The sequence below is a fragment of the Butyricimonas faecalis genome (assembly GCF_003991565.1).
Taxonomy (GTDB): Bacteria; Bacteroidota; Bacteroidia; order Bacteroidales; family Marinifilaceae; genus Butyricimonas; species Butyricimonas faecalis.
Genome location: NZ_CP032819.1, coordinates 3,473,702 through 3,488,101, shown reverse-complemented (window position 1 = coordinate 3,488,101; position 14,400 = coordinate 3,473,702). Strand labels below are relative to the sequence as shown.

General features: G+C 37.8%; 8 protein-coding genes and 1 pseudogene. All 9 read right to left on the bottom strand.

Translation table 11 applies throughout. The features are described 5' to 3' along the window. Positions 1–225: 225 nt before the first annotated feature. On the bottom strand, positions 226–1,779 hold the full coding sequence (locus tag D8S85_RS14725; protein ID WP_106481348.1) for a DUF4998 domain-containing protein: 1,554 nt from the start codon (positions 1,777–1,779) through the stop codon (positions 226–228). A 10-nt stretch (positions 1,780–1,789) separates the two neighbouring features. Beyond that, positions 1,790–3,157 (bottom strand): DUF4959 domain-containing protein, encoded by a 1,368-nt coding sequence (locus tag D8S85_RS14720; protein WP_172726528.1) that lies wholly within the window; start codon positions 3,155–3,157, stop codon positions 1,790–1,792. Positions 3,158–3,171: 14 nt separating this feature from the next. Continuing rightward, on the bottom strand, positions 3,172–5,112 hold the full coding sequence (locus D8S85_RS14715) for a RagB/SusD family nutrient uptake outer membrane protein (protein ID WP_127075326.1): 1,941 nt from the start codon (positions 5,110–5,112) through the stop codon (positions 3,172–3,174). Positions 5,113–5,123: 11 nt separating this feature from the next. Beyond that, positions 5,124–8,563, bottom strand: a pseudogene (locus D8S85_RS14710) (TonB-dependent receptor). 75 nt (positions 8,564–8,638) lie between these two features. Further along, on the bottom strand, positions 8,639–9,772 hold the full coding sequence (locus tag D8S85_RS14705; RefSeq protein ID WP_106481344.1) for a FecR family protein: 1,134 nt from the start codon (positions 9,770–9,772) through the stop codon (positions 8,639–8,641). Positions 9,773–9,840: 68 nt separating this feature from the next. Beyond that, a complete protein-coding gene (locus D8S85_RS14700) occupies positions 9,841–10,344 on the bottom strand; it encodes an RNA polymerase sigma factor (protein WP_228423239.1) in 504 nt (167 codons plus the stop codon). 237 nt (positions 10,345–10,581) lie between these two features. Further along, on the bottom strand, positions 10,582–11,154 hold the full coding sequence (locus tag D8S85_RS14695; RefSeq protein WP_106481343.1) for an RNA polymerase sigma-70 factor: 573 nt from the start codon (positions 11,152–11,154) through the stop codon (positions 10,582–10,584). A 212-nt stretch (positions 11,155–11,366) separates the two neighbouring features. Beyond that, complete coding sequence (locus tag D8S85_RS14690) at positions 11,367–13,463, bottom strand: thioredoxin family protein (RefSeq protein WP_106481342.1); 2,097 nt, start codon at positions 13,461–13,463, stop codon at positions 11,367–11,369. Positions 13,464–13,536: 73 nt separating this feature from the next. After that, a complete protein-coding gene (locus D8S85_RS14685) occupies positions 13,537–14,373 on the bottom strand; it encodes a DUF4465 domain-containing protein (RefSeq protein ID WP_106481341.1) in 837 nt (278 codons plus the stop codon). Positions 14,374–14,400 lie beyond the last annotated feature (27 nt).

Here is a 14,400-nt window from a genome sequence, read left to right as displayed (position 1 = left end):
ACTCGTGAACGTCTTTGATACGTCTTTGATTCGAAAATGATACGTCTTTGATCCCTGTATTCATCGGGTAATCATAGGGTATTCATCGGGTATCTATCCATCAAAACAAATGTTATTCCAGTTATTACTGTTTACTGTTTCTTAAAAAAGAAGCCTGCCATTGATCTGAATTTGTCAATGACAGGCGACTTACTCCATTTTAAGGTATATCGAACTCTCGTTAGATTAATAAAGTCCTATTTCAGCAAAACTTGTATTATAAAAACCATAATAAGTAGCTGTATTTACTTGTAATCTCACATAACGTGCATCTTTTCCTCCCGATACAAATGGAATTAACGTAATTTCCCCACTGCTATTACCTACATTATTTTCTTCAACATACGTCGCGTTCTCCCAATTTATCTGATCTTTAGATACGTTGATCCGAATCGAAGAAGGTGCAATCATAATTTGGTTATCACCACCGGGATAAATCCTTTGTACAAATTTCAAACCTGTCAAATGACGAACTTCAGCAACATCTAAAATCATTTCATAGGTCGTGTACGAATTTAGCTGTAACGGCTGCCAAAACGTATTGACATCACCATCTGTCAAATAATTCACGTTCGAATTATAACCATCCTTGTCCTCAGGATACACGGAAAACACGTAATTTTTTAAGTCTATATATGGAAGATCCGGTTCTACGGTTTCCCCTTTCTCTATGATGTAAGAGGCCTTCTTTAAAGTCTGATAATGTTTATTGTAACGTTCAACAACTAAGCCATTAAGTTCATTCAATGTTTGCAATACAAATTGAGAGAAAGTCAATGCTGTCCAATTCATGTTATCATACGAGGCTATTTCATCATAAAGCTTACTTTGTCCGTGTTCAGCATCATTTGCAGCATTTTCATCTAATAAATATCGATTTTTACCTAAAATCAATTTCTTTAAATTCGGAAAATTCAAAAGATCTTCCAAGCTCCCGAAATTCCAATCCAATTCCAACTCTTCAACCTCATTAACCCAATCTTCCGGGATATTTTCATCGAATCCGTATTGACGTTTTAATTCTTGCTTCATATCAGCCTCGAACATTATTTTATGTTCAAGAACGTACGGCTCGAATTCAATGATATCATCACATCCCGGAAGAGATCCTGTTCGATATAATACCACAGGTTTAGAAGTATCGACATCATCCGGAACGATAAATCTTGTAAAACCACTCATAACAAGCCAATCTCCAAATTCCACGCTCCCTTCATCCCCGTTTATTTTAGTATATTTCAAGACAGCACTTTTAAGATTCACATCCCAACCCGAAAAAGTCAAGATCACTCTATTTTTTACAAAAAAATGTCTTGATATCAGGCGAGTAAAAGCCATTACTTCTTCATGATACTCGGTATAAGGACGACCATAAACCGTATTAACAATCGATTTATTTCCATCTTTATCTACCCCGTAAACGGATATTTCATAATTACCGTCTTCCTCTAAATTGGTGATATCATATTCTGCCACCCCTTTCTCTAGCACGCATTCATTCGTTTGATCATCTTTACTCCAAACAACTTTTACATACGCGACATTTGGATCGACATTATTTGTCCATTTAACTATCAAACGCTTCCAACCCGGTTTCACAGATAAATTACTACATTGACCAAGATAGCGAATTTCACCATCGCCTGTATACTTTTTATAGGTATCTTCCAAGCTTTCGCTACATCCCAATATAGTCATCAAAATAAACAACAACACCGTCGTATATTTATTCCTTTTCATAATTTCTAATTTAATCGGTATAAATTTCTAATTCTTGCATAGCAACATACTCTAACCCATTCCGTTGATTTATGTCTGACGGATTCCATGGCAGATCAAATACGTCATCAATCACGATTTTCAAATATCGATATCCCTCTCCCTGTTCTGCATCAAAATCTATCGCCAAATAAGACGGATCACACTCTTCCATGGCAACCTTATTAGCGAGACGAACATAATTGTACATACTTCCCGCTGCATTCCGAGTCCAACGTAAAGATTGTGCTAATTTCGGAGATTCTTCAAAATTGCCTATTTTCTCCCATGCTTTACTCTCCCAATCACTATTACCATCATCCTTACACCCATAAACGGTCACTTTACAAGGCAACATATTCTCATAATATCCATACCATATACCCGCGGTTTCCGCTTTTGAATATACGGGAGCAGAAAAATCCGGTCCCTTACCACTCATATACCCAAGCATACAATATATTCTTAATTGAGCCGTCAACCTATTCTTCTTCATATCAACATACATTGGATGAGCATTTTCTCCCGCCGCGTTTGGACCTGCCAAAAATGAATAAAAATGGAAACGATCAAATTCTTCTTCATCCCACCAAGTTGTTCCTTTTGTATCTCCATCAAACAAATACTGTAAACCAATTTTATCCTTTTCACTAGTTACAATATTATCACAAACAAATTCAAACTCAGAAGCATCCAGTTTGGATGTAGTAATCGCGTCTATATTTTCCCAAACACGTTCCTTTACCATGTGACCTCGAAAATCTTCTGCACGAATGACTATATCGTACTTTCCGGACTCTTGTTTGGGCTGATAAACAATAAAATCTTCCCCTTCTTCCAAATTAAAACTACTGATCAAAATAGTATCCGGCTCATTTGTACGAGGATTTATTCCTAAATAAAACACGTGAGCCATACCTTTAGAATTTTCCGGATTATTATATGTAACAGTAAATCCATTCCAACCAGATTTTACCTGAACATTATTCATAAACGCTACGGGACCAGAATCTTTTGTTCCAAATGTAATATTAATAGGATTAGATTCTACACCATCTCGCCTACATAAGGTCACAACCGCCGGGACATTACTTTGTGCTTCATTAAAACCTATTAATATAATCGAATCGCAGATACTACTAGCAGAACGAAGCATATCACTCCCAAAGGCATCCTTATAACGTACACAAATTCCCATTATTTCCGGATCGGCAGGAAGATTATAATGCATAATAGCACCACCTGCTATCGGCTTAAACGAAAAAACATCTTCCGAAATATCCGTTAAAAACGTTGAGTCTTCGGACTTAGAACAAGCAGCAATAAATATAGCCACTAACACATAAATAATCTTTTTCATTTTAATCTCAGTAATTACCATCCTAAATTCTGTTTACATTCTGACATCAACACTTCTTCACTTTGGATCGGGAAGAAATAATCCCTCGGAACATTAAACTTTCGTTTTGACCAAACCACAATCGGTCCATCATAATTATGGTAAAATGTTTCAGCAGTCGAACCTAACACATTCCATCCATACTGCGGTGTATTCAATTCCTCTGGTGCTGTCATCCAACGACGTAGATTCCAAAAACGACGTCCTTCAAAAGCAAACTCAATATTCCATTCTTGCTGAATAATCTCGCGCATTCCCAATTTCGTATTTACTTTATCTGGATTACGCGCATAATTTTTCCATGCTTCTTGAACATTTAAAATTCCCGCACGTTCTCTTATTTTATTCAATGGATCATACACCCGGTTATCCGGAGCATCCAGATACTCATTCCAAGCTTCAGAAGAAGCCAGATAAAGATCAGGGAGACGAAAGATAATGCCTCCTTTTTCTGTATTATCTCGACTCGTGTAATAATAGAATGTGATATTGGATCGAAGATATTTTTTTATCCAATAACCACTCAAATTTTGTGGGGTATTATTATCAATACGAGTAATTTTCGTACCATACAATTCCCCTTGATAAGCACATATTTCTTGAGCAACATATTTTTGTTCCGAACCACTTTTTTGCATCCGGTACCAAAGCGTACGATCGGCACCAATATTTGCATAGAAACGAGGCTCACGACGACGATGCAAACCAAGTATTTCGGTATTCAGATTCAAAACATTTGTATATTTCTCATCAGATTCTCTACCCATTGAATACTTCGCCACAACCCATTGTTTATCCTCACTAATCGGAACTCCATGTTCAGTATAAAACATTTCAACCATCTTCATACTTGCCCCCAAACAACCGATAGAATGAGGATCATAGCAATCAGCCCCTTCTCCTTCGCCCGCAAAGAACGGAAGAATATACCCGCATGGACCTCCAGATGTATTACGTACATAAAAAATAGCTTCTGAATTTTTATAATCCGGAGCAAGAGCCGAATCTTCAATATCCTTCATTATATTTAGTAACTTCGTGGGGCGATCTGTATTCCCAGTAACCAGAGTCTTACCGGCAGCCTCACAAATTTTAATCGCTTCATCGGCAGCTTCCGCAGCTTTTCTCCATTTTTCTTTATCATAATCAGGGAAAAGACGTTCTCCATTTTTATTCAAAAAATTTGCAAACATCTTATTACCATTAAGCAAAGGTGAAGCCGCATAAAGAAGTGTCATCGCCTTCAAGGTCGCCGCGGATTCCTTGCTATGATAAGTAATACGTGTTGACGGTTTTTCCTTCAAATAAGGTAAATCTTCTATCGCCTCATCACAAAGATCAACAATCGCATTGACAACCTCGTCTATAGGTCTACGAGGTTGTTTCATTTCATCAAGACTTGCATTAGGATCAATATTCTCAGGAACTAAAATAATTGGACCATAACGACGCATTAATTCAAAATAGAAATGCGCCTTTAAAGCTTTTAACTCTGCAGTCCATAATTTCTTTTCTGAATCCTCCATATTATAGACATTACCAATCTTTTCAAAAAAGATATTGATATATCGAATCGCTCCATACGCCTCATTTTTATGCCACATAACTCCGTACGGAGCTTGTGCCATTTGTAAACCATCCCCAATAAACAATCCTCCGGGACCAATTTTTTGTCGACAATACTCACCTGCAACAATTTCATCCGCCCCAAGAAAAGCCGGATTATTCAAAAATTCCGCGATATGCGGTGTGAGCATAATATAACATGATCTGAGCCAGTGATAAGCATCTTCCCTTTTTTCGAAAATGGTTTCAATCGTCTGAATATCATTCTTGGGCACAACATCCAAATAATCCCCACACCCCGTAAGATGAACGGATAAGCCCAGTAATATAGTATATAATAAATTCCTCATCGTTATCTCTATTAAAAATTAACATTTAACGCAACCGAGTAAGTTTTTTGTATTGGATAATTAAATCCATTTTCACCTAATTCCACATCCCATAATTTGAAATTCGTAATACAGAACGGATTATTACAACTCAATGTAAATTTAACATTTTTCAATCTCATTGCCTGAATCCATTTTTTAGGTAAATTATATGCTAATGATAAAGAAGTACAACGCAAAAATGAACATTCACGCATAAAATAGGTACTCTTACGCACTTCTGCACCACTATACCAATTTTCTTGAGGATTATGTTGTGCTATACCATAGGTAGATAAACGAGGCCAAAAAGGCTTACTAGCTTGATTATCTTCAGACCAATGGTCTTTATAAATTGCCGTCAACATAGCATGATCATTCACAAAAGGAGAAATACTTACCGGATTTATAAAAAAAGTTCGTTTTCCAGAGCCTTGAAAAGAAAAATTCAATTCAAAATTCTTATAATTTATAAAACCATTAAACCCATAAACAAAACGTGGTGTTTCAGGATAACCAATATAGGTTGCATCTTCTACACTAATAACACCATCATTATTGATATCCCTATATTTTATATCACCGGGTAAAACATCACCATCTTGCCTCGGAGAATTATCAATTTCGGCTTGATCCCGGAACAATCCTTCTGCAATATACCCGATAGCTTGACTTATTTCATGTCCCACATGACGTTGCCACTCTGGCTTACCATTAGCTTCTTCTATTTGTTTATAAATCACCTTATTATACGTCAGCGTACCGTTTAATATAAACCAAAAATCATTACTAAACGAATGTTGAAGTTTTAATGAAAGGTCCATTCCACGTGAACGAGTCTTACCTATATTATCCAAAGGATTAGCCTCTATACCCATATTAGCAGGAATTACAATACGGTTCGAGATAATATTATGTCGTATCTCTTGATACAAATCAGCTTGCAATTCTACGATTCCTTTAAATAATTTCATTTCCAATCCCAAATTAACCTGCTCTGCAACTTCCCACTGAATATCGTCATTACCATAATTTGACACATATACACGATTTATTCTCTCTGCCATATAAGCTTCTGGATCTTGTCGATGTGTTGCTATAGCGCCAATTTCAGGAATATAAACATATCTTGGAGTACTAATAATACCATCATTCCCCACCTTTCCATACGAAATTCTCATCTTAAAAAAGAAAGATATTTAGACGTATTTACCATCCAAGGTTCACTTGAAATAATCCAAGCTCCCCCCACGGCGGGGAAAAAACCCATTCGGTTATGTTTAGCAAAACGTTCAGAACCATTATAACCAAAACTTCCTTCAACAAAATAGCGATCTTTAAACCCGTAACTTCCACGCATTGAAAATGTTAAATTCCGTTGAGGCATACCATTCAAGACACTTGAAACCGGAGTATAAGTACGCTCATACATCTGAAAAACTCCCGTAAGTGATGTTTGGTGATCATTCCAGGCTGCCGTGTGTAACAAACGTCCTTCATAAGTGACACGTGTATCAGAAGTGTGTGATTCTGAACCGGCTTGCAATGTTCTGCTTGCAAAAGTATTATCAACTTCAGCCAATTGGTGCTCACCAGTTTCATCATCATAATTAACCAAACGATACTTATAAGGCATCGTACTAAATGGCGTAGAATAGTAATTAGCTGTTACCAAAGAAACACTGGCTCGCAATTCCAAACCCTTTATCAACGAAGACAGATTCTGTATATATTCAGCTCTATTTATAGTCGAAAAACGAGTAGTTTCCGTATATCCTCTTTGCAAAAGCATATAAGGATTAGTCTGCTGTGAAGCAGTTGTTCCAAAACGGATATGAGGCCATCCATAAGTTGCATCACCTGGATAAGTAGGAGCAAAATCCACCGGAGATGCATTGAATGCTTGTTGATATGCTGCAACTTGACTATCAATAGGCCCATGATATTTATCCAACGTCGCGGATGAATTAATTAACAATCTAATTCCTGCATTCAAATTAATATTTAAATTCGTCCGATAGGATATCTGATTATTCGTGATATTACAATCAAATTCATTTAACCTGTCTGTCTTCAACATTCCTTCATCTCGATTATATCCTAAAGAAGCATAATATTGTATGACTTTAGAACCACCGCGAAGATTAATTCCCACCCGGTGATTGATAGTCCTATTTTTGAACAAAATTTTATACCAATCATTAGCAGGATAAACCCATGAAGGATATTTACCGGAAGCTGTACGATTAATGTGTTCTACACTATATTTAGGCGTAGCCGATTCCGAACGAGCCAATAATGCTTGGTTATACTGTCTCATATAAGTAACAGGATCCACAACATCAATCTCTTTCGTCGGTTGAGAAACTACCATTTCATAACGAGTGGTAGTATATACACTTCCTTCTTCTCCTTTTTTCGTCGTGACTAGAATGACACCATTGGCCCCCCTTGCCCCGTACATCGCTGTCGCAGATGCATCCTTTAATACACTAAAACTTTCAATATCTTCGGGAGCAATACGTGCAAGGTCTAATTTTGAACTTTCCACTCCATCCAACAAGATCAACGGATCAGAATTTGCATTACTTTGAAATGAGGTAATACCGCGTATATAAAACTTGGTATTCATCTCGTCCTCTGTCAAAGCAATAGGTAATCCACTTTGTTTCCAACCGATAACTCCAGCAATTTTCCCCACGAAAGCAGACGTAAGATCGTTACTAGAGGATTTTAAGTCCATCGCTTTTATTGTAGTGATGGAACCAACCACACTCTCTTTCTTTTGCTCTCCGAATGCCACGACAGTCACCTCCTCAAGGTTTTCCTCCGTGAGATTCAAACGGATGTTTAACTTGTCCCTCCCTTTAATGTCAACTGTTTCCGTCTTGTAGCCGATAAACGAAACTCGCAAAATGTCATCGGGTTTTGTGGCAATTGAATAGCGTCCTTCTGCATCAGAAGCCACCCCTTGAGTCGTTCCCACAATCACAATTGTCGCCCCGGGAATCGGGTTCCCTTTCTCATCCACGACACGACCACTGACTTTCAATAATTTAACCTCCTGCTCCACGGTCTGTTTTTTAATAACCACCGTCTGTCCCGTGATTCCATACGTTAATCCTTTGCCCTTCACCAGCGAATCCAACGCCACTTGCAGCAAGACATTCTTCAAAGAAAGAGATACATCTTTCACGTGCTCCACATCTCGAGCATTAAACACGAATTCGTATCCCGTCTGCTGCCGCAAATTCTCAATAACTTTCGCAAATGTCACATGCTTCAAATCAATACTTACTTTGGGTGCAGATTGGCCACATACTCGGGTGTTAGCACTGAATAAGAATCCGCCAATTAGAAAAATCGTTTGCAACAGGAAAATAAATTTCCTATTTGGGTTCGTCCCAAACCATTTTCGTCGATTTTTTTTCATAATTTTGTTTTTGAATTTATTTATTGAATTAATTCAGCATAAGGCGAGAGATGTTTGCTCCATCTCTTGCTTTTTTTATTGCCGAGATATTATTACTTTTTTCCCATCTATCCTATATTTCATATTTCCAGTTAATGTTACTTTATCTAACACCTCTTCAAGCGTCTTACTCCGCTCCACGTATATATAATAACGATCGTCTTTCAATGCTTCCGACTCGTACACCACCTCCATGTCATACCAACGGGAAAGTTCATTTATCATATTCTCCAACGTCACATTCTTAAACACAAACTCTCCATTTTTCCAAGCTAACGTAGTTACCAAATCTGCCTCCTTCACGGTCAACAAGCCGGTTTGCTTATCCACTTCACATTGCTCTCCGGGAGCCAATGTCAACGAATCCAATCCCCTCTTCACCATCACTCGCCCTGAAACTAACGTGGTCATAACTTCATTTTCAGCATAAGCTTTTACATTAAATTCCGTTCCCAACACTCTTACCGTCATCACACCTGTTTCCACAAAAAAAGGACAATCTTCATCATGAGCAACCTTGAAATACACCTCCCCTTGTATATAAACACGACGCTCATTCGCCTGAAATTCATCGGGAAAGCGAATTCGAGAATCGGAATTTAACATCACACGCGTACCATCCGCCAAAGTCAACTGATAATCAGCACCTCGCGGGACAATAATTTCATTGTAAGCAATCTCTTGTTTTTCCGGAGATTCCTGCTTCTTTTCCAACTGTTTCAATCCATCTTGTTCATTCACTTCAAAACCAGGAATACCCTCGCTAACAGTTTGATCCGTCTGTATTGGATGAGTTGTTCCGTCTGCCAAAATCAATTGAACTCCAAGTGGCATTCTTTCTCTCGATACTTCTCGCTCGGGTTTAAAGAGTAACAACCATATTCCCAAAATCACTCCAGCCAAAACAGCCGCTCCCGCAATCCACCTCTTCACATAAACAACCACACGTCGCTGCTTTGGAATTCGTTTCCGAACTCGTTGCCAAGCCTTATCCACATCTTTCGATGAAACGTCCTCTATCGGGAAACCCTTTTCGTAATACGATGTGGCATCCTTAATAAAAACCTCCCGCCGCAAATCCTCCTTCTTCCAAACCTCCACGTCATTCTTCTCCTGCTCGGAAGCATTACCTGTTACCACCCGTTTTATTTTTTTCCACTCTATGTCCATAATTTATCATCTCTTTACGTATAAAAGACGATATACTTCAAAAGTGGGGGACAAAATTCAAATGCTTTTTATAAATATTTTAGAATAAAAATATAAATAACTGGAAGTGAATCACGTAGATATCGATACGCCCTTTTAACATGAGTATGCACCGACTCCTCTGAAATACTTAATTCTTGAGATATTTCCCTGTAATTTAAACCTTTAAACACTTTCAATTCCAAAACTTTTCGCTGTTGTTCAGGAAGTTCCTGCAGACATAATTTCACTTTTTCCAAAAGCTCTTGATTGTCTTCATACTCTACGGTTCCAGAAAAGATCAAAGCTTCTGTCAATTTTTCTTTGTTATTATCAATTACTTGTAAATGCTTCAAATAATCCAAACACCCGTGCTTTACTGAAGAATAAAGATAATTTTTCAAATTTGTATCCCAAGGCATTGACTCTGCAGACGTCCACACTGCCACAAACACATCCTGCACAACATCCTCAGCCAAATTCTCATTCATCAAATAAGCATAAGCAAATTTATATAGATCCGCATAAAAAGTTTTAAAAATCTCTTCGAACACCTCGTGAGATTGATTCCGCAATCCACGAACCCATTGCTTATTTGCTATATCATCCGTATTACACACCATAGTAACGTTAAAGATGCGCCAAATATAAAAAATGTTCACTCGATATACATTATCTCGATACACTTTTAACATTAGCAAACGATAATCTCTACCCCTTCTCAGCACTACACTCTAAAAGTCAATTACCACCTTATTAGAATGCCATGTATAATCACAAAAGCCCATAAATTACTTACCGACTGCTTGATTCAATAGCAAGAACAACATCGTTACTTCCGCTATTTTTTGTTTTAACTTTTTATAGGCGATCTTTTTCTGCGTTTTCACCGTATTCTCTGAAACTCCCAACAATCGGGCGATCTCCTCGTTATCTTTTCCCTGCATGGCAAGTTTGAAAATCTCCCTGCATTTCGGAGCTAATTCTTGTTCGGTTTTAACCAGTATTCGTTCAACCTCCTCCTCGATCACGTAATTGATAAAACAAACCTGTGATTCCAGTTCTTGCATTCCTTCGAGCATATACTCGCTCTTCACTCGTTCATGCTTCAAATGATTCAGCGCATTATTACGACTGACTTGATACAAAAAAGATTTCACATGAGCCGCAGATGCCATTTCTTCCCGATTATCCCATAAAGAAATAAACGCCTCTTGAACACAATCCTCACAAACAGACAGGTCTCGGATAAAGCGATGCGTGAACAAACACAAACTATGATAAAAAGTATCAAAGATCTGTTGGTACACTTTTCTGTCACCAATCATTAATCCTTGGATCTTCATTGAAGTTTGTTCTTGCATACACTTACGCTTTATTTATTTCCTCTAAAGCAAAGATAGAAATGAAAATGTAAAAACGAAATGATTTATTTCATTATGTTTCAAGATAGTCTCTTTTTATTTATAAAATTAAAAACTATTTATAAATTTAAGGGGCCATATAACCCCTTAACACAAGCCATCGACAATATTATGAATAAGAAAATAATTCTTATTCATAATACAAACTATCATCACATATTACTTGAAATATACTTTCTTAAAGATTCATCTTTTATATTTGCCTCCAACACAAGAACCAACTTCTGCAACTCATCCTCTTGTAGCCTTTCCGTTTTCAAATACTTCAAAACCGGAAATGCAATATTCATAGCTTCATCATCGTGAAACAATTTAAATCCCTTTTTACAACAAGTATATAATCTTTTCAAATCTTTTTTCATGTAGGCCTCCGCTATATCAATACACGCAGATAATTCTTTTCGTTTTTCCAACTTAAAAGGTCTAATCTCGTTTTTCATATTCACCACTTCTTCCACTGTACTTTTTTTATCGTATCCTTTCAATATATAACTCAACTGGTTATAATATACTGCATATAATTTATCATCAACTTTCTGTTTACCCAAAGATTGAATGAACTCCTCCCGATGGTCAATTAGATATTTAAACTGATCTGTTCCCTTTTTAGTCAATGCCGGACTTTCAAAAACAAACCAGTAACTACTATCCACTTTCTCTGATTCATCCAACAATCCCAACAGAACGTTACTCACATCCTTCGCCTTGCTCTCCTCATATATAGACAACAGAGACTGAATATATCTTGATAGAAAAGCCTTATCCCGATTTCCCTCTTCATACAATCGATCCAAATACCCCGTAGAATTCTCTTCTTTCATTCCTTCTTGTACACGTTTCAAAAATGCATCCGCCTCACCTGAACCAAGTAATTTGTGATACACGCTACCATCCGGACGCAAAATCAAAAATGTCGGGAATGCTCGTATTCCATAGCGTTTCACCAATTCAGGACCTTCTCCTTTCTCCATATCTATCTTCAAACATACAAAATTAGAATTAAAATAGTCTCCTACTACCTCCTGTGGGAATACATTTGATGTCATGTACTTACATGGACCACACCAAGTCGTGTAACAATCCACAAAAACCATTCTTTTCCCACTTTCGGCCTTCTTTAAAGCCTGCTCAAGAGTCAAGTCTTCCCAATAGACTCCAATCGAAGCCAACTTTTTAAATGAACTAAAATAAGATCTCAAATATCCTTTCAAGTCTTCTTCCTTTGCCGCTTCCACGAATTGATCCCCCAATGTTGCCACTTGTCCCCATTGAGCCTTATTTCCATTCTTCTTTATAAAATCCAGAGAGGTCGCCAAAGTCCATAATTCTCCTTGTGGAAGATTACAAATTTCTTTTTCTAGGATAGAGATCATCCTGTCAATATCCTCGTTACAACGAGCATAAGCCAATGCCAATTTCGTTTGAAGATACGTTTTGTCGGGCAAATCATATTCATCCAACTGTTGTTTCATCACATCCAGCCGAGCCACGTCTTCCTTTTTCGCAAAACCGGCAACATAACCATATAACATCCCCGAATATGCCGATGCAATCTTTTGATTTACTTTCATTTCTCCCACGTTTTTCTCAAAAGCAGCTTTATTCTTCAATAAAAAAGAAAAATTATCTGAAGTTAAAGGAGAAAGAGAATTATCCTCATATATCACCCAATAAGGAGTAGAAACTTTCTCGTTAAATGTCAATCGTTTTACCAACTCATCGGCAACAACCTTCAACCGATCTGCATCATAAGCATCCTGTAATGTCATCACTAGATCAAGCATTCTTCTTTTTGACATTTTACCAGTCGTGTACTCTTTATCCAACACGGGTAAAGAATTTTTCTCTTGTAGTCCTCGACTAACCCGCTCAATAAATTCTTCGAGTTCTCCACCACCAACAATACGGTATCTCTCCGTTCCATCTGGTTCCAAAAGTAGAAATGTTGGGTATGCCCTAATTTTAAAACGTGTAGATAACTCTTTTCCTTCCCCTTTCTCCATGTCAAATTTCACGTTCACGAAATGAGTATTGAAAAAATCCCCAGCTTCCTTTTGGGGAAACACCTGTTCTGCCATCATTTTACACGGACCACACCAAGTCGTGTAGCAATCTACAAATACCATTTTCCCTTGAGCTTTCGCTTGCTCCAAAGCCTCTTTTAACGAGATTGATTTAAAACCAACTCCCTGCGCAAATAATTGAACACAGGTAAACACGCCGATAAATAAACATACAATTTTTTTCATACGATACTTTTTAATCCAAAAAACACAGGGGCCGTCCTACATTAGTCAGAACAACCCCTGTTCACAAAAGAGCCTAATTCTTTATCCTAATTCCGTCAAGACAAAAATACGGGGGAGTTCTCATTCTACCGGTCCCTTCTTCAACATCCGATGAAGCAACATGAAACACGACTTTTGAGACAACGCCTAATGAACTCAAATCTACTTTATACCAGTCGTTTATAACCAAACTCCAATCCGGATGGTTCGGGTCGCCCTTCCGGGTACACAAATAGAATTCCACTTGCCCGGTTTCCGTGCTCCCGTTATATCCCGTTACAATCAACTTATAGTAATCCTTGTCATCGTTCACCATCTTCTTGACTCCTCCCGGTACATTCGTGTACCACACGCCTTTTTTATTGGCACTACCCGGAATATTCGGATTAGCCACGGGTTCTTCTTCCGTCCCGTATTGATCCCCGTACACTAAAGCCAGATACACGTATGTTGTATTCGCCACCAAAATATGCTCTACCACCGCCGGAGATTCCAAGGTAAAATAAGCATCATCTCCTTCCACTCTTCCCACGGCATAAATTTCATTCGCATTCGGGAAACGGGTATAAACACTATAAATATTGGAATCCAACGCTTCTTGCGTGGCCGTCCACGTAAAAGAACGATTATTCCGGTTGGAATAAGCAAACCCAGCATACGTTCCGTCACCATTTTTCTTTGTATTAAAGGTCACAGAATTCCTATGTGCAGCTTTTGAGGTAAAACCACCATCAGGAATTATATGGGTAAACCGCTCTAGTGACAGTTCGTTTAATGTCACATCATTAGGTACAGGAGCAAGCACGTCTTTATCATCAGAACATGCAGCCAATCCTATAATAAGAACAAATATAAAACACCACTTTCTCATAAATCTCTTTTTTATCGTTTATCAGAT

Coding starts and splice junctions, on each gene's coding strand:
- D8S85_RS14725 (WP_106481348.1), bottom strand. CDS start 1,779: ATGAAAAGGAATAAATATACGACGGTGTTGTTGTTTATTTTGATGACT.
- D8S85_RS14720 (WP_172726528.1), bottom strand. CDS start 3,157: ATGAAAAAGATTATTTATGTGTTAGTGGCTATATTTATTGCTGCTTGT.
- D8S85_RS14715 (WP_127075326.1), bottom strand. CDS start 5,112: ATGAGGAATTTATTATATACTATATTACTGGGCTTATCCGTTCATCTT.
- D8S85_RS14705 (WP_106481344.1), bottom strand. CDS start 9,772: ATGGACATAGAGTGGAAAAAAATAAAACGGGTGGTAACAGGTAATGCT.
- D8S85_RS14695 (WP_106481343.1), bottom strand. CDS start 11,154: ATGCAAGAACAAACTTCAATGAAGATCCAAGGATTAATGATTGGTGAC.
- D8S85_RS14690 (WP_106481342.1), bottom strand. CDS start 13,463: ATGAAAAAAATTGTATGTTTATTTATCGGCGTGTTTACCTGTGTTCAA.
- D8S85_RS14685 (WP_106481341.1), bottom strand. CDS start 14,373: ATGAGAAAGTGGTGTTTTATATTTGTTCTTATTATAGGATTGGCTGCA.